Here is a 16,961-nt window from a genome sequence, read left to right as displayed (position 1 = left end):
TTTTTTCATGTTGGTAACATTTTTTAAAATAACTTAACCTGTGACACGACACAAACATAAAGTTTATGCGTATTTCATACCAGCAACTTTTACGTTATTAACATCATCTGAACTACAAGGAGTTACCGCATACGTCATTTCACATTTTGGACAGTTCATAACGACTGTTTCTAATGTAAAAGTTTCGCCACATTGACATGTAATTTCGAGGGCCTTTTTTGGCTCCCAATTTTCTTTCCCTTTACTTTTAATATGATCAACAATGGCCATTCCATCTTTTAAGTGACTTGAACATCCACAACCCATAAGATTACCTCCTGAATTAACTCTATTTTTTTCTATAGTACAATCATATAGGAAACGACTCCCATTTGTAAGTGATCAAATTCACAAAAAAATTATCTTTTCGTCAAATAATATTTTAAACGCCGTGCGATATTTTCAGTAAGTCACTTATTTAGCAAAGCGAAATGGACACCGTTTTTTCGCCGCAAAACTACAAGCAGCAACCCATCTATTCAATATAAACCTCTCTTTCAAAAGTAGCCCCATTATTATAAACTACTTTAAAAACTAAGCTTGTAAATTCAAATTGATCATCGTTAAAGTTTTTTTGAAATCTTAAAGGTTGTTCGGGACCGGTATTTGTATTTGATTCACTCAACTCTAAATTATCTTCTGCGACTAGTACACCGTTGTTATATTTCATTACAGAAACTTCCTGAAGAGTAATACCTTTATCATCATATAATGGCGGTGCGATCACAGAAATATTGTAGCCATCACCATGAAAATCAACCATACTTTCTAAAACACCGTAGTATCTCGTTCCTAAATAGCCAAGGTCGGTTGTTTTAATATCATCACTCTTCACTAACTCCTCATTGGAAACTGTGACATAATAATAAAGCTGATTTTTATGAATATCATACCTAGCCTTCTCTTCAACCATTAGTTCAACTTCCATTTCATTAGCACTTTTAGCTCTTGATCTAGAAACGTTTGTAAACCATTGGGGCTCAAGCGGAATGTCTACCGAAATACTTGCCTCAAACAAACCATCGCCAACATCGACGGCCGGAACCCTTTCATAATGCTCATCTTCTCCGAACTTATAATGAAAATTGACTTCTGAATCGCGAAGTAGCTCTTTAACTTGCCAGTTAAAATGAATCGTCGGTTGACCGTTATCTAATTTCTCCGTATCGATATCCGTGCCAATCGCACTAATCCAACTTTGTTCTCTTTTAAATTCTTGTAGAGTGTTATTAAAATGACTGGATTGATGATCAACACTTCTTTTTATATCAATTTGAGAATTTGAAATGGAATTGACCCGATTTTCGAGATCGCCCATTTTAGATAATACGCGTACATTGATGATTAAGCTGATCATTAAAGCTACGACGACTATGATTTTAAAATGCTTCATAATTCCCCTCCCTCAAGCTGTACACTTAAAAGCGTTTTTTCCTCTTAATGAATTTCATAATTCATGATTCTCGCCACTAAGATCAATATATAGTTGCGTCAAAACCATTCGCAAACTATATATAAACATGATGTGGCTCATTTTCGGTAATTATGAAATTCACTCATCTACTAATTATAAACGATATTCTAATTAAAAAGTTTCAATATTCCACAATTAACAACTTATGTTAAAATCAATTAAAGCAACTACACATATCGTTACGTAATGGGACAAGATTGAATGATGAAATTCATTAATGTATATATCGTTTATTTATATATAGATTTGGGCATTTACTATCAATAGGAGAATTAAGGTGGTGCTGTTTTTGTCAAACATTCAGGCAGGTCATATTTTTGCAAAAGAATTTATTGAACAACTAAAAAAAGACCCAATCTTAGATTGGGCAGCGACTTTAGCTTTTTACTTTATGTTATCGATCTTTCCTTTAATCATTTTTATGTTATCGTTACTTCCTTATTTACCGCTCAACACGGAACAAATATACCACTTTGTTCACGACTACGCGCCACCAGAATTGGCAGAGTTATTTACGGGTACAGTCTTAGAAGTAATTGCCGAACCTAAAGGTGGGTTATTATCGTTTGGTATCTTAGCGACGATCTGGACATCATCTAATGGAATCAATGCACTCATTCGTGCACTCAATAAAGCGCACAATACTGATGAAACTCGTTCTTTTATCAAATTACGATTCATGTCGATTTTTTTGACGATCGGTTTCGTTCTCGTTCTTTTCATCACTTTACTGCTTCCTGTTTTCGGAAATGTGATTTTAACGAGTATCGATCAAATATTTGGACTTCCAGATACGACTGTTGTCAATTTAAATCGCCTTCGCTGGTTTATTGGGATTGCTATAATGACAGCTGTTTTAATGGTCCTTTACACCATTGCACCAAATAAAAAATTAAATTTCCACCGTGTACTTTATGGGGCTCTGTTTGCGACGATTACTTGGCAATTAATTTCCCTCGGTTTTTCGTTTTACATTTCGAACTTTAACAACTATACCGCAACGTACGGAAGCTTAGGTGGTGTCATTATTTTAATGATTTGGTTTTACTTGAGTGGATTGATCCTCGTATTGGGTGGCGAGATTAATGCGACATTATACAACATTCGTGAAGGGAATTTGTTGAGGAGATAAGTGATAGATTTTTACTGGAAAAGGTCGTCGAACGTTTACGGACATTTGTTCCGTTATTTACTTAAAAAAGGCTGAAACCACAATGTTTTCGGTATATGACGGAACAGATGTTCGTGCACGTAAAGAACAGGCCACAAAATGGCTCATTAACGGATCTCCGCTAGGCACCAAATATAGACATTCGATTAATCTTTCTTGTCTATATTACGATCCGCGTGGGTCAGACACTTTTGTTCCAACCTCAGTTCAATCCTACATGGTTTTCATTTTTTCTGTTTCATACTTCATCAAGATGTTAATGCACGTATTAAAACCTGGCTAACAGCTTAAGCTAGACTCACTGCCGTGTAACCAGGCTCCTGGTAAAAAGAATCACAATTAAAACAAATCATACTACAAACTATTCCGCAATAATTCTAAAGTGTTCCGGCGCTAATTCTTCGATATATGCATTCAGTCCGTTCGATTTGAGTAATTGGACCATCGGCTCTCCTCGAAGTGGTAAATGAATTTCAAAGGTTGTCCCCTCGGGCGCATTTTTCACAAATTGTAAAACTTCATCTTTCGGGTGTTCTCCTCTTAAAACTTTTTCCCGAACATCAATAATTGCTTTATTTCCTTCCATTTTTACATCTAACATTTTGCTGCACCACCTATGATTTTTTTATGGAAATTCCTATGATTATACACTTGTTCAAATGATTTTTCCTTCTATACAAACTAAGCTTATCAGGAAATGGATTTGTTGTAGGTGACGGATGTCACCAAAACTATAAATTTATCACTGCTGGTTGATAGATTTGCACCTTTAACTCCTTTTTTGCAAAATAACAGATCTCATGTCGGCAACCTCTCCCTCCCACTTAATTTGCACTAAACGTTAACAAAAAATAACCCCAATTTCCAACCTCCCCACTTCAAAAATCAAATTTCCTCTAGGCAAAAATTCAATTTTCAACACCTAAAACACGAATTTTCCACCTATGACAATCACCTCCCCGATCAAGATAATAAAGACAACCGCGGAATATTGGAAGGCGCGCCATCCGCCGGAGTTGTGAAATAAATGAATGTCAAAGAAATATCGTTTGAACAGTTAGCTGAAAAATATGAACCATTGCTCAAGTCGCAAATTAAAAAACTATACAACTATGAACTATATGATGAGTTGTACCAAATCGCGTTAATCGCTCTATGGGATGCGCAAAAAAACTTCGATCCAGAAAAGGGCTTTTTCCCAGGCTATGCCAAGCAATATGTACGAGGTCGGTTATTGACTTACCTTAAAAAAGAACGAAAGTATGAGCAGCGTGTTCAAACATGCCTTGAACCAGAACTGCTCGAAAATATCCCAGAACAAACGTACGAAAACCCAAAAAGATTTCCAGTGGAAAAACTCAAGCCGTTACTTACTTCAAAGGAACTCATATGGTTCAATGAATTTTATGAACACAACCAAATGCCGACAGCGATTGCTAAAAAATATAACGTTACCGTCGATCAAGTGAAACATTGGCGAAAACAAACGTTAAAAAAAATTGAAAATAACTTCCGTACAAGTGAGCTACTTTATTTATTTAATTTGGAGTAATCACTGGAGCTCATTAGATAAGAGAACATCGCCTTATTACCAACGTTAATTGTGCGACTAGTTGTAACTTTTACTATAAAAAATCAAAGAATGAACCTTTATCGAAAAAATTTTTCAAAAAAACTCACCCTCTCTACGCATAAATAGCTACTTATATAGTGAAGGAGGTGATAGTGATGGAAAATATTTTACAAACAAGACTTACACTACAATTTTTTGGTGGTTTGGATGTTGAAGGAAAAGAAATCTTATTCTCAAGAAGCTTTTCAAACATCGACATCACAGCAAGTAACGAACAACTAAAAGCTACCGCTGAAGCTCTTGCAAGTTTACAAGAGTATGCATTAGAAGGGGCAACCCGCAGCAACGTTTATGACGTGCTCAACTAATTTTTTTAAAAATAAAAACGGAGGTGAAAAACAATGAGTAAACGAATTGAACTAATTTTTAAAAACGAAGCAGGTCGTAATGTAACTGTGTCAGTAGCCAACCCAACAGAACCAGTGGACCCAGAACTTGTTTCACAAGTAATGGCTGATGTCATTGCTCAAGATGCATTTATTACAACGGGTGGTAAATTAGTGGCCAAGCACAGCGCTCGCATTGTAGAACGCAACGTTGAAAACATTGAAATTCCAGTCAGTGAATAAGTAGACAAGCATTCGCGCAGCTAACGTGTGGGTGGGACAAAACAAAGTGTCAGACACTTTTGTCCCACCCACTATGTATTTTTCGACAAATTCCGGGTGGTGCCTGTCACTTGTCGATTAGGAAAGGAGTGAAAAAAATGGAGATGTGGATCCCGCTCATTAGCGAGTATGGTTTTCCTATAATGATCACCCTCTATTTACTGCATCGCATCGAAAAAAAGCTCGATCTTCTCAACGAATCGATGCAACAGATGGCGATCAACTTAAAACGGCCCTCGTTTTCTGAACAAGGCCCAGCAAAACCATTGAAAAATAATGCGTAAAAAGAAATGAAGCTTTTTATTATGGGGAACTTTCGCGTTGTAAGTTTGAATCAAAAACGGCTGAATCTAAATGATTCAGCCGCTACCACAAACTACTTCACTTGGAACTCTGTTCTAGCCATTTCTATGCTTGGCACTTGTAAATTATCAAGGCCACTTTCATTAATAGATTCTTGACTATAAGAGCGATACATAAGTCGAACGGTAATATTTATGTTATCCTCTTGAACTGGGATTACATAAGTTTCTTCATCTGTTTCGTTTGGAGCAATACGGCGATCATACCCGATGCCTTCCGCTCTCCAGCTTTTATTCGTCAAGTTACCGTCACCATCTTTAAATAAGACTCTGTAAAAAACGGCGTCTTCATCAACATGATTTCCATCAATGATGTGTCCCGAAGTAAATAACTCTTGGCCTGACTCATCCGTTACGGTGACTTCTAACCACATTTTCCGAATATAGGTGACACCTGTCGGGATTTTATGACCAGCACCAACGTTCGTAACTCTAGTAATTAGCTCTAGACCGTCGCCTGTTTTACTAGCTTCTGCTTCTAATGTCGCTGCTGCCTCTAGCATTTGTCTAGACATTTCGGCATGGGTGTCGTCTCCTTGACGTTCATGGAAGAAAGCACTGCCCCCAGGAAAATAGTGAGTCGCGATGTGATCTCTTTCTTCACCCATCACCGCTGACTTGCCTGGGTTTTTAGCCACTCCAGGAGTCGGTGACATATGACAATCTTGACAACGTATACCCTCGGCTGCATATGGCCCTTCTTTCCAATCCGTGTAAGTGTCAATGACAGCTACACCACTCGTAGGATGGTCAACATTGTGACAAGAACCGCAAAATGATGCATCTGTCACAACTTCGGAAAACTCTACTTCATGTACAGGAGAATCGCCATCTCCACGTGGACCTTGTTTTGCATCTCCTGGCTCTGAAATTGTTTGTACATTCACCGGTTCGACTACTTCTGAAACGGTATGGCAATAATCACAAGAAACGCCCATTTTTGAAGTATCATCAATGAGACTACCATCGGCAGGAGGTAGTTGACCTGTTCGCACAGAAACTGGAGTATGACACTCCGCACAAAAAACATCGGTAAAGCCGTCCGTCTCTGCACTTGCCTTTAAATAATCGGCTTGATATAGATCATTTTCCCAAGCGTACCTATGCATACTCCCCGACCAAGCACTATGTATATCGGTATGACACCCCCCACAAGTTTCAGGGTTTTGAAAAGCTCCGGCTTCAAAGCGATTTCCTTCTTCAGCAATGACCTCCAACTCCTCTTGTTCGGCCACATCATTCGCTTTTTCATCGGCAGCACCTTGCTCCTCATCAGGTTTTGTCTGCTCATTTGAACACCCTGAAACTACTAAAATAGTAGTCAGAGCAAAGATTAGTAAAATAAACAACTTCTTCATATTCATCGTAAGAACAACTCCTTTTGGGCGTTTTTAGCGTCAATAATTTTTTTCTTAGCAAGTTCTGAGCGTAAGTTACTTGATAGTAGAATACCTATCACATTCTTTTACACATTATACAACATTCACTCTGCTTTTTGCCATATTTATCTACTTAATGATTGGTTTTATGTTTTAACTCTTATTTATACTAAGAATCTCCTGTTTGGTGATGGATACAATTACAAGTTTGAATTACTTTCTTCTGTAAAAAATACTTATGGGAAGGTGGTGAGCACAAATGCAAACACAAAATCAATTAGGGGTTCACGAGAAATTAGAATTGCACGAGCTCTTAACATTCAAAAACTTATGTTTGACAAAATCAACAGCTATGATGGGCTTAGCGCAAGATCCGCAATTAAAATCACTTATGCAACAAGATAAACAAAATACTACTCAAGCAATTCAGCAACTTCAAGGTTTCTTGCAACAACAATAAAAGGAGGAACATACAATGAATCAAATTGTTCAAAACTTAACTGGTATGGGGCCTCTTACTGACCAAGTGATTGCAACAGACCTTCTAATTGCTGCTAAATCTGGCATAAAAAATTATTCAGTCGCAATTACGGAAGCGTCAACCCCTGAGGTTCGTGCGACATTACAACAACATTTAGATGATGCAATCAATTTACATGAACAAATAACTAATTATATGATTAGTAAAGGTTACTACCATCCGAACAATGTTCAAGAACAAATCTCAGTAGATCAGCTGGCAGCACAAACTGCGTTAAACTTAAGTTAAATGAAGTATTGACCTGACATAAAAACTAAGGATTATCGCTTTACTTTTTAGCTCGGATTATCCATTGCTAAAAGGGCGGTGACCTTAGTTTTTTTCGATATAAAAAGACCCCAATATTGGGACCTTTTCATGAATAGCATCATTGCAATTGTTGTTGAGTCGGAGGCTGTTGCTGAGCGAGGTTCTTCGCTTGCTCGGCAGCTTGTACATCTACATTAATTTGCTCCTGAATATTTTCTGGATGATAATATCCTTTGGCCACCATATAAGAGGCAACTTGAGAGTGGAAATCAATTGCCTGGTTTAGTTGCTCTCGAAGAGTGTTACGTACTTCCGGTGTTGCTGTTTCCGTAATTGCTAAAGCGCAGTTTCTAACACCTGTTTTTGCTGACATTAATAAATCTGTTGCAATGACTTGATCCGTTAATTGAGCCATTTGCCCATTCCCCATTTGATTCATTTGATTCATCTTTGAGTACACCTACTTTCCGATATTTAAGTTAAAAAACCTTGTAGTTGTTGTATTGCTCTTTTTGAATTTTGTACATCTTGTTGCATGATTGTTTGTAGCTCTTTGTCATCGACTAATCCCATCATCGTATTACTTTTTGTTACACATAGCGTCTTAAAGGTTAACAATTCATGTAAATCAACTTTTTCATGTTCACCCATCGCCTTACTCATGTCTTTCACCACCTTCCCCTTCAATAGTATCGCGTCGTTTACTTTAAAAAATAGCAGGGAAGTAATTCCTAAGGCATTCTCGAAGGTGTTCCATGCTATGAATGAGGTCAGTAGCTTTGGTGACGACGCTTCGTCATGCTGGTTTTGTATGAATTTCTAATTATGGGCACTATAAAGTAAGACGATTTTTCCAATCAGTAATCTCAAAAATTTCACAAAGGAGCTAATCGTTATGACGATCTGGGAGGTTTTTCTTCGCACTACGATTGCATTTGTTCTTCTCTATATATTTTGTCGAATTCTTAATAAAAGGCTCTTTTCGTAAAGATTGTTGCTTTTACTATAAATTGGGTCGGGAAAAGACTTGTTTTCATAGGATTATTGTATTTACAGAAAACGAAAAGATGCCAACCCTTGAAATTACTTGGGATAATAGTTAATTTGAAAAGCAACAATTAATACGAAAACAGCGTAATAAAAAGTTAATCGCTCAAATGACGTTTTTTGATTTCGTTGCTGGCATCACGATTGGTTCAATCGTTGCGAGTTCCCTTTTAATGACTGATGTTCCTATCTTCATTGGAATGACAGCTCTAACTTTATTTTGTTTCTATACATATGTTACCAATGTGATTGCGATCAAAAGTTTAAGAGGTCGAAAGGTATTAGAATCTGAACCGACCTATGTAATAAAAAATGGTCAAGTGCTCGAGGACGGTTTAAAAAAAGCGTTAATCACAATGGACAGCCTGCTTACGAGCTTGCGTAAAAAAGGAGTTTTCAACATTGATGAAATTGAAACTGCGATGTTAGAGACTGACGGTACAATTTCTGTATTAAAAAAACCTGCATATTTACCTGCAATGCAAAAAGATGTTTTTAATATTCAACACTCTCGAGGTGTTGGACAAGCTTTTATCGTTGATGGAAAAGTACTCAAAAAGAGTTTACAGTTGTTAGGGAAAAATATTGAATGGGTAGAAACTGTTTTAAAAGAAAACGGCATTACTAAAATCGATGATGTATTTTTTGCGCAAATAGACGACAGTGGGTTTATTTATATCGATCAACGAGAGGATTACGTTTAAATTTGTAGTTGGTTTGTTGGCTGGCTAGGTTAGGACCCTCGCCCAGAATTTTCATATTAGTTGGTGACGATGCTCCGCATGGGGGATTTGTATGAAAAAAAAGAGGCTGGGACAAAACAAAGTGTCAGACACTTTTGTCCCAGCCTCCTTTTTTATAGGTAGTAACAGTTAATCTTCATGAGCGTTTATCATCGAAACATTAATGGTGGTGGTCTTCTTCCGCAGCCACCGCAATGGCTTTCGTCTCATGAACTGTACCAAATGGATGTTCAGGTGGAGCATAAATAGAGTAAAGCTTGATTGGTCGATCACCCGTATTGGTTAAATTGTGCCATTTTCCTGCAGGTACAAAAATCGCATAGTCTGCATAGGCTTCTTGTTGGAAATCTAAATTAAATTCGCTGTCCCCCATTTGAACAAGGCCTTGACCTTCTTCAATGCGGATAAATTGATCGTGGTCTGGATGAACTTCTAATCCGATGTCTTCACCAACCCCGATACTCATTAAGGCCAATTGCAAATATTCACCTGTCCATAACGCCGTACGGAAAGTATCGTTTTCCTTAGTCGCCTTTTCAATATTAACTACATATGGATTGGATCCATAATCTTTGATTCCAGTTTGATTTAACGCCTCAAATCGAGTCAGATTCTCTTTTTCACAATTAGAAGCATGTAATAGCATATTTTGAACGAGTGGATTTTGAGGGAATAACATATTGTTTCGATATTCTTCATAGGCCTCTACTCCTGCTTCGTAGGCCTTTTGCAAACCTTCTTCATAACTGCGAAATGAAACTTGATCGATTTGATACATTGGCTGGCTACCGGTAAGTGAGGAATATAGTTGAGTAAAATGATTTAAATGGGCCGTTTTGTTTTGTAGCGCATGAATAATGTCATTTTTTTGTTTTTGGTCAGGGGCTACTTGGGCTAAACGGTGATAAAGATCAATGGCTGAGGCTTCTTTTTTAATGGCAGTAAGTAATGTGTCAAATCCTTGTTGATAGTTTCCTTGCTCATTTCTAGACATATAGTTCGAGTGATGCGGTGTGTTACCATAAGGGTAAGATGGGTAAGAATATCCATTAGGCTGATAATACACTTAGCTCAATCCTTTCATAGGTTTATAAAAACATCATATGCCTATGATTGAAGAGTGTACTTGGATAGATATTACCTAATTAAAAATGGGCAAGTGACCAAAAAAGAAAATAAGACCTTGATTTAGCGCTGTTCAAGGGCTCGCAACGTCCATTGTGCAAGGTTTCACCTATTTTTTGTAAAATCATCGCACGTTGAAGCAACCAATACGCATGGGTTTCCCTATTTTTTGTAAAAAACCTGCGCATTGAAGCGCCTATCAAGCATACTTTTCCCTGTTTTCGTTGTTTTTGGTGATACTAATTTGCGGGCGCTAGTTTAATTTTGGGTTTAACCGAGGATAATAAATAGATGAGTTGGAATAATTGCCAGCTTTAATTAAACTTTTTTTTATAAAAAACGATAGGAGTTGCTACAATGGAGAAGATAGAAATTGGTGAAGTGTTCACTATCAGTGATGAAAATAACGAGGAACATGAAGTTGAAGTGTTAGCGAATATGACACTCGAAGAGACTGAATATGTTGCGGTTAGCTTTGTTGAAGACTTAAAAGAAGAAAATGACGCAGATATTGATGTTTTCTTTTTAAAGGTAGATGAAGATAGTACTTTTTCAGCGATTGATAGCGATGAAGAGTTTGACAAAGTCTCTGTGGCGTTTGAACAGTTTATGGACGAGGAAGAAGACGAATCAGAATCAAACTAAGAGTATAACTTGCTGCTGTTTTAGTAGCGCCCTCGTTAACGAATTTATTTTTTGCGGACATTGAGTACGTTATTTTCAAAAATAGTTACATTTTAAAGTGATTATCGGACATCAGGTACGTTATTTGCTTTAAATCATAAGGAATCGGCTCCCTTTTTGACCAATAACGGAACGTATGTCCGCAAGCCTCTTAAAAACACTGCTTTTGTCACAAATAACGGAATGAATGTCCACTCCCCTCCACATCAACATACTTTATACTTATTAAACAATGCTGCTATTTAATCCTTGAAGAAACTACTCTTGTTTACAGTGCCCCCCTTTAGTTGAATTCCTTGTACTATTTTTTATTTGTACGGTATATCACGTTTGTTCAGACGCCTCCTTATGATGACCTAAAAAGTTCTAAGTAACTCCTGCAAACATAATATATTATCAAATATATAATTTAGGAGGAAAATTATGTTTGATCGATACTCTCCTTTCGTAAGGCCGTATTTGAGTACACGTAGCTTAGAACCTGAAAATCAAGAAACACCTATTCAATTTATACGAAATGAAATTGTAAATACTCGATTGTTTTTCAGAAGAAACCATTTTTCTTATCCAACACTTACTTTTTCGAATTTTTGGATCCCAGTCAAAGGTTCTGTAGCCACACCGTTAATGCTGTTGATGCAAGATTTGTATAATTTTAAGTCAAAAACTATTAAGGTCGTTCTTGAGTGTTCAGGAAATAAACGTAGCTTATTTGAGCCGAAAGTATTTGGAGAGCAATGGGAAAAAGGCGCGATTAGCCAAGGCATATGGAGAGGAGTTCCCTTAAGTACGCTTCTAAAATTAGCTGGAATATCAGAAAATGCGAAAGAAGTAGTCGTCGAAGGATACGATTACGGAAAAAGAACTGACTTAAAAGGAGTGTATAGTTATACAAGGAGCCTGCCGATCGAAAAGGCTCTTCACCCTGACACGATAATTGCTTACGAATATAATCATAAACCGATTTCATTTAAACATGGTTACCCTTTTAGATTGATCGTTCCACAATGGTACGGAATGGCTTCTGTCAAATGGATCAAACAAATTACAGTTATAGACAATAGTTTTGAAGGACCGTTTCAATCGATTGATTACGTTTACTATCCTAACAAAGATGACAACAAAGGAGCATACCCGGTTACAAAAATAAACGTAGATTCGACGATACAAAAACCTTTACATATGGAAGTTCTAGATACAGGCAAACATTTAATTCAAGGGATCGCCTGGACAGGTGGAGGTTATATAAAAGAGATTGAGATCAGTACTGATAATGGAAAGACTTGGACAAATGTACTTGTAGAAAACGAAGAAAAAACTCCGTACGAATGGACTTCTTGGTCGTACGAGTGGTCCGTACAAAACAAGGGCGAATATACAATTATCGTTAGAGTAACTGACTCACATAACAGAACACAACCAAAAATACCTTTTTGGAATAGAAAAGGCTATGGCTATAATGCTACTGATAAAATTAAGGTTAAGGTGGAGTAGCCTCACCTTCACCTTCCATGTACTACTTAATTTTACCATAAATATGACATCCCTCATGTTAAAATAGCCTTAAATTTTAGGAACGCGGAACAAAAATTAACAGAAAAAAATGTGAAGAAAAAGTGGAGAACTTTTCTAGGTGCGTATGTCACAATAGGAACTAAAAAGTTAATGAATCGTTGATATAAACACGTTTTTCAAGGCTCGAAAAATGTGTTTTGCATTTATTTTTTTCTGGCAAGATTGAAGATATTATGAAAAACGCCTTAGAAAAAGTAAGTAAACAAAGAATGCTGATATAATGAACGTACAAAAGGTGGTGAGAAAAAATGAAACTAAAAATGATCGTAGCGATAGGGTTGCTATCCGTTATACTAATGGCATGTTCCAGTGATGGAAATAATGCAAGTAATGGAGAAGTAGTAGAAAACATTAAGGAGTTGGTTTATGGTTACAGTTCTGGTAATCTATCAAGTCCGACAGTTCAAGCATCGTCTCATCAATTGCTCGTAATTAACAACGATGAAACTACAGATATTTATAATCTTCCTGAAGATGAATTTTACGTAGCTATTGCACCGTACATTAATCAAACCCATCATTGAACTTCTCATTTCTTGACAGGTTGTCAAGCAGAATTAGTAGCACAAGATTTTGACGTTTACATTGAAGACACGGATGGTAATGTAGTACTTGACAAAACAGTTAAATCTCATCCTAATGGTTTTATCGACTTATGGCTACCTAGAGAGCAAAATTTAAATGTCACGATTGAATACGCTGGAAAAGTGGCCCAATCACAGTTATCTACTTTCGAAGGTGATAATACTTGTGTCACAACAATGCAATTAAGTTAACTATAACACTTTATACGCTAAAAAAAGTTGCCGTACTACTTAGCCTGTATCATACATATAAAGTCTTTGATACAGGCTACTTAAATATACTTTGTTTTACTTACGCCTCTTCTACTACTACAGCTCATCCAACATTATTCGTAAGCACTGCTTTGCAAAATTATCCGCCGCTTTTTCATGGGGGATATTCCTGTACTTCTTCTTTTCTTTATAAGTGTATCCGTATTTCATTTCAGCCACGAAGCGTTTATAGAAATATTCGCCTTTATCAAAATAATCGAATAAACGATCACGTTTTTCAGTTCCGCTACCTCCAACTAGACCATGAAAAAGATGTCCGACTTCATGAAGACATACGAAAGCGGCATATTCAAAGCAAGTAACCTCCCATTGATCCATTTCTAAAAGATATTCTTTTTTCTTATAATCTTCTGCAATTGCCATAATGTTCAAGTAGATCACTGGTTGAAACAGATCTTCTTCATAAACCCCTAATTCTCCAGGGAAATTAATCGGTTCATCAGTAATATTAAAAACAATATCTTCTACAACTTTTTTATAAATGGAAGTACTTAACCATTCAATCGCTGCATGAATACCATTATATGCGTCGATCATATGAAGCTTTGAAACACCGAATTTCTTTTTAATACTGCTACTTTCGTCATCTAAATAATCGATCAACTCAATAATTTTCATTTCGAGCACATCCTTGTTTTTTAAGTAAAAACAAATCAAGCAAAGCAAGTTGATATGGCTCTTTAAATTTCTTCTTATTAAGATAATATTCAAAAAAAAAATTGACATTACAAAACGTATGATACGAAACAAATAAAAAAGCTCTACCTCTTTTGGAAGTAAAGCTATTATTGAATCAAGACTTTCCCCCCTTTTTATCGGGAATATTGGGATTGAACCAGGAATTGATAAAAATTCAATATACGTTTATTATTTGAGGATATCGTTCTGCAATCACATACTATAAATCATTCAATTTTTAAAATAACGGGGGATATATATGAAAAAAATCGGTAAATCATTTCTAATATATTTTATTGGGATTGTCGTATTAACATTAGGAATTACTCTCACCATTCAATCTCAATTAGGCACTTCACCCTTTGATGCATTACTCGTTGGTTTATTTCGCACATTTGGATTAACGATAGGTAGTTGGGAAATTGTTGTTGGGTCTGCTATGGTTTTGCTTAATGCAATAGCTTTAAAAGCAAGGCCTGAACTTTTAGTTATATTAACTTCCATTATTACAGGATTTGGGATTGATACATGGCTTTTGTTATTAGGAGAATGGTTAATACCTAATCATTTATTAGAACAAGTTATATTTTTATTACTAGGCATCCTTTTTAGCGCAATCGGAATTGCGATTTATTTAGAATCAAACTTTGCACCAAATCCTATCGACCGGTCGATGGTTATTTTAACAGATAAAACAGGTTGGTCTTTTGGTATATCGCGGGCGATAATTAGTATTGGATTAGTAATGATTGCTTTATTTTTCAATGGTGCTGTTGGTATTGGTACGTTGCTAAATGCATTAATCACCGGGGTTATTATCCAGTGGCTTCGTCCATATGTATTGGTTATTCTTTATAGACGTCCTGTAGCATCAAAACACGCCACCATAAAATGAACGACTAACAAACCGACGACAGCGATGATTGAACCTCCGAAAAAAGCTCCGTTAAATCCGCCGATCATATAAATTAAACCGATCATCAGAGGTCCTGTCGTCTGCCCTATTCTAAGCATTGCTCCGTTAAGAGACATGTAAATACCTCTAAATTTCATTGGCGCTTGTTCGGCTAACAGTGTTTGTAAGCTTGGCATCGTTAAACCATGTGCGGCACCGAAAATGAAAATAGGAATTAAAAAAAGCGATATTTCATTCACAAAAGGAATCATTACCATTGAAATCGCGTATCCGCAAAAGCCTATTTTAAGAAGACTATGTTTACGATAGCGCTTATTTAATCTACCTAACTGACTAGCAACGACAGCCGTCGTGATCGACATCGAAAACATTAGTAAACCTATAATAAAAGAAGAAGCTTGATAAACTTTACCTAGTAAAATACTAAAATACGTTAAATAACTTCCGTAAAGAATGATAAAAACGATAACTCCAGCCAAAAAAATACCGATCACTTTTTGATCTGTAATTCCTGTCCAAGCATTCCTTAAATATTGTTTAAAATGTTGTTTATTTTCCAGCTCAGGAACTTTGAGAAAAATCATCACGGCAAACCCTAAAGGAATAGCGAGCCACGGTAATAAAAATGGGAAATTCCAGCTAACAGCAGCTAAACTACCACCAATTAACGGATAAACTGCAGTTCCGATACTTAAAACGCTGGCGTTGTGCCCCATCACCTTTGTTCTTTCGTTTCCATCATATAAATCACCGATAATTGTCACGTTTAAGGAGCCTAAACCAGCCGCACCAATTCCTTGAAAAAAACGCAACAACAACAGTGTTGAAAAATTTTGGCTGAAACCGACCATACCTCCAGCAAACCCAAATAATATAAGAGAAGGAATAAGTACTTTTTTTCTTCCGAACCTGTCCGCCAGTACGCCCATTAAAGGAGTTAAAATGACACCTGGAACCGTAAAGACGGTAATCAAAAGTCCCACTTGTGTTTCCGTGATATTTAATGCTGACATAATCTCAGGGAAAGCTGGCGAAACACTAGAAACCCCGAGGACAGTCATTAACGTCACACCGAAGATGACAGGCAAATTAAAAGTCCGCGCTCTTTTTTGCTTTGCACCAGCCATAAAAATCACTCCACAACTTTTTTATTGCAAAACTTACAATCTGTATTAATTCTGGCTTTTTTCAATATCACAATCTTTATTGCCCTACTCACTTGTCCTTTCCCTATATAACCTCATAATATATCAATATTCATAAACCGATAGAAAAATTAGTACGTATCTCCTCATCTATTTTACACACCCCAAAAAAAGGTAACTCCCCAACCCTCACTGAAGGCGGAAAGTTACCTTGTCAAAATTTTAAAAAAACATTTTCAAAATCCAATATATATGCTCGTTTATTTTACGACAATATAGCCTATCATCGGGCCGTTTTGCTCAATAGTTTCATGTGCCGTACAAACGATGCGGTAAATCCCTTCCTCTTCAAATCGAAACTTCACTATTGTTTCTTCGCCTTTCCTTACTTCATCTTTTATATTCGTCCCTTCAATATAAAACGGATGTGATTTTCCATTTACACCGAAAATACTTAACTTGACGTCTTGCCCTTTCGGAACAAAGATCGTCCCTGGATCCCAACGATACGCTTCGATCTCTTTTCCATCGTCTGTTTTTGAACTAAATTCTCCAGTGACAATTTGAATAAAAAGTTCATCATTGTCATTTTTCGCTTCAGCCAACTCTGGAGTGATTGGATCAATAACGAAGAAAAAACAAATAACACTGATCAATAACCACTTCGTAATATTTTTCATTTTTATCACCTCGATCAAAGTATGCCAAAAATGGAAATTTTTATTCGAGGGGGGG

Annotated in this window: 22 protein-coding genes; 12 read left to right on the top strand and 10 right to left on the bottom strand. The window is 36.6% G+C overall.

The genetic code is table 11. The annotated features are described in order from the left end of the window. Positions 1-63: 63 nt before the first annotated feature. Both BKP35_RS05210 and BKP35_RS05205 read right to left on the bottom strand, forming a co-directional pair. Positions 64-306 (bottom strand): hypothetical protein, encoded by a 243-nt coding sequence (locus tag BKP35_RS05210; protein WP_071312352.1) that lies wholly within the window; start codon positions 304-306, stop codon positions 64-66. 208 nt (positions 307-514) lie between these two features. Beyond that, positions 515-1,432 carry a hypothetical protein gene (locus BKP35_RS05205; protein WP_071312351.1) on the bottom strand — a complete coding sequence of 306 codons (918 nt, stop codon included), beginning with the start codon at positions 1,430-1,432 and terminating at the stop codon, positions 515-517. 370 nt (positions 1,433-1,802) lie between these two features. On the opposite strand from BKP35_RS05205, the gene BKP35_RS05200 reads away from it, so the two are divergent. Next, positions 1,803-2,645: a YihY/virulence factor BrkB family protein gene (locus BKP35_RS05200; protein WP_245741863.1), complete on the top strand. Its 843-nt coding sequence runs from the start codon at positions 1,803-1,805 to the stop codon at positions 2,643-2,645. Between the two features lie 400 nt (positions 2,646-3,045). On the opposite strand, the gene BKP35_RS05195 is transcribed toward BKP35_RS05200, so the two are convergent. After that, a complete protein-coding gene (locus BKP35_RS05195) occupies positions 3,046-3,285 on the bottom strand; it encodes an amino acid decarboxylase (RefSeq protein WP_071312350.1) in 240 nt (79 codons plus the stop codon). Between the two features lie 426 nt (positions 3,286-3,711). Between BKP35_RS05195 and BKP35_RS05190 the strand changes: the two genes are divergently transcribed. From BKP35_RS05190 to BKP35_RS05175, 4 genes are all read left to right on the top strand, one after another. Beyond that, entirely contained in the window at positions 3,712-4,236 is a 525-nt protein-coding gene (locus tag BKP35_RS05190; protein ID WP_071312349.1) for a sigma-70 family RNA polymerase sigma factor, read from the top strand. A gap of 176 nt (positions 4,237-4,412) precedes the next feature. Continuing rightward, positions 4,413-4,625 carry a DUF1659 domain-containing protein gene (locus tag BKP35_RS05185; protein ID WP_071312348.1) on the top strand — a complete coding sequence of 71 codons (213 nt, stop codon included), beginning with the start codon at positions 4,413-4,415 and terminating at the stop codon, positions 4,623-4,625. A 33-nt stretch (positions 4,626-4,658) separates the two neighbouring features. Further along, on the top strand, positions 4,659-4,886 hold the full coding sequence (locus tag BKP35_RS05180) for a DUF2922 domain-containing protein (protein ID WP_071312347.1): 228 nt from the start codon (positions 4,659-4,661) through the stop codon (positions 4,884-4,886). A gap of 137 nt (positions 4,887-5,023) precedes the next feature. Beyond that, entirely contained in the window at positions 5,024-5,209 is a 186-nt protein-coding gene (locus tag BKP35_RS05175) for a YvrJ family protein (protein WP_071312346.1), read from the top strand. Between the two features lie 92 nt (positions 5,210-5,301). Here the strand turns inward: BKP35_RS05175 and BKP35_RS05170 are convergent, their stop codons facing one another. After that, positions 5,302-6,651, bottom strand: coding sequence for a multiheme c-type cytochrome (locus BKP35_RS05170; protein ID WP_071312345.1), 1,350 nt, complete (start codon positions 6,649-6,651; stop codon positions 5,302-5,304). Between the two features lie 274 nt (positions 6,652-6,925). Between BKP35_RS05170 and BKP35_RS05165 the strand changes: the two genes are divergently transcribed. Beyond that, positions 6,926-7,126 (top strand): hypothetical protein, encoded by a 201-nt coding sequence (locus BKP35_RS05165; RefSeq protein WP_071312344.1) that lies wholly within the window; start codon positions 6,926-6,928, stop codon positions 7,124-7,126. Between the two features lie 15 nt (positions 7,127-7,141). Then, positions 7,142-7,435, top strand: a complete 294-nt coding sequence (locus BKP35_RS05160; protein ID WP_071312343.1) for a spore coat protein — start codon at positions 7,142-7,144, stop codon at positions 7,433-7,435. A 139-nt stretch (positions 7,436-7,574) separates the two neighbouring features. Here BKP35_RS05160 and BKP35_RS05155 read toward each other — a convergent pair whose 3' ends face one another. Both BKP35_RS05155 and BKP35_RS05150 read right to left on the bottom strand, forming a co-directional pair. Further along, a complete protein-coding gene (locus BKP35_RS05155) occupies positions 7,575-7,904 on the bottom strand; it encodes a spore coat protein (RefSeq protein WP_071312342.1) in 330 nt (109 codons plus the stop codon). Between the two features lie 26 nt (positions 7,905-7,930). Then, positions 7,931-8,119 (bottom strand): hypothetical protein, encoded by a 189-nt coding sequence (locus tag BKP35_RS05150; RefSeq protein ID WP_071312341.1) that lies wholly within the window; start codon positions 8,117-8,119, stop codon positions 7,931-7,933. 494 nt (positions 8,120-8,613) lie between these two features. Between BKP35_RS05150 and BKP35_RS05145 the strand changes: the two genes are divergently transcribed. Further along, positions 8,614-9,207 carry a DUF421 domain-containing protein gene (locus BKP35_RS05145; RefSeq protein ID WP_071312340.1) on the top strand — a complete coding sequence of 198 codons (594 nt, stop codon included), beginning with the start codon at positions 8,614-8,616 and terminating at the stop codon, positions 9,205-9,207. A gap of 199 nt (positions 9,208-9,406) precedes the next feature. On the opposite strand, the gene BKP35_RS05140 is transcribed toward BKP35_RS05145, so the two are convergent. Next, a complete protein-coding gene (locus BKP35_RS05140) occupies positions 9,407-10,312 on the bottom strand; it encodes a cupin domain-containing protein (RefSeq protein ID WP_071312339.1) in 906 nt (301 codons plus the stop codon). A gap of 416 nt (positions 10,313-10,728) precedes the next feature. On the opposite strand from BKP35_RS05140, the gene BKP35_RS05135 reads away from it, so the two are divergent. The 3 genes from BKP35_RS05135 (at position 10,729) to BKP35_RS19815 (ending at position 13,406) form a co-directional block, all read left to right on the top strand. Then, positions 10,729-11,016 (top strand): DUF1292 domain-containing protein, encoded by a 288-nt coding sequence (locus BKP35_RS05135; RefSeq protein WP_071312338.1) that lies wholly within the window; start codon positions 10,729-10,731, stop codon positions 11,014-11,016. 462 nt (positions 11,017-11,478) lie between these two features. Beyond that, positions 11,479-12,549, top strand: a complete 1,071-nt coding sequence (locus BKP35_RS05130) for a sulfite oxidase (RefSeq protein WP_071312337.1) — start codon at positions 11,479-11,481, stop codon at positions 12,547-12,549. A gap of 329 nt (positions 12,550-12,878) precedes the next feature. Then, entirely contained in the window at positions 12,879-13,406 is a 528-nt protein-coding gene (locus BKP35_RS19815; RefSeq protein ID WP_211274595.1) for a CueP family metal-binding protein, read from the top strand. Between the two features lie 117 nt (positions 13,407-13,523). Here the strand turns inward: BKP35_RS19815 and BKP35_RS05115 are convergent, their stop codons facing one another. Continuing rightward, positions 13,524-14,105 carry a hypothetical protein gene (locus tag BKP35_RS05115; RefSeq protein WP_071312334.1) on the bottom strand — a complete coding sequence of 194 codons (582 nt, stop codon included), beginning with the start codon at positions 14,103-14,105 and terminating at the stop codon, positions 13,524-13,526. Positions 14,106-14,424: 319 nt separating this feature from the next. Here BKP35_RS05115 and BKP35_RS05110 point away from each other — a divergent pair, with 319 nt between their 5' ends. Beyond that, positions 14,425-15,060: a YczE/YyaS/YitT family protein gene (locus tag BKP35_RS05110; RefSeq protein WP_071312333.1), complete on the top strand. Its 636-nt coding sequence runs from the start codon at positions 14,425-14,427 to the stop codon at positions 15,058-15,060. On the opposite strand, the gene BKP35_RS05105 is transcribed toward BKP35_RS05110, so the two are convergent. Both BKP35_RS05105 and BKP35_RS05100 read right to left on the bottom strand, forming a co-directional pair. Next, positions 15,018-16,208 carry an MFS transporter gene (locus tag BKP35_RS05105; RefSeq protein WP_071312332.1) on the bottom strand — a complete coding sequence of 397 codons (1,191 nt, stop codon included), beginning with the start codon at positions 16,206-16,208 and terminating at the stop codon, positions 15,018-15,020. The genes BKP35_RS05110 and BKP35_RS05105 overlap by 43 nt on opposite strands. A 278-nt stretch (positions 16,209-16,486) precedes the next feature. After that, positions 16,487-16,906: a cupredoxin domain-containing protein gene (locus BKP35_RS05100; protein WP_071312331.1), complete on the bottom strand. Its 420-nt coding sequence runs from the start codon at positions 16,904-16,906 to the stop codon at positions 16,487-16,489. Between the last annotated feature and the right edge of the window lie 55 nt (positions 16,907-16,961).

This window comes from Anaerobacillus arseniciselenatis (genome assembly GCF_001865995.1).
GTDB classification, from domain to species: Bacteria; Bacillota; Bacilli; order Bacillales; family Anaerobacillaceae; genus Anaerobacillus; species Anaerobacillus arseniciselenatis.
This window is presented reverse-complemented; position numbering and strand designations above follow the sequence as displayed.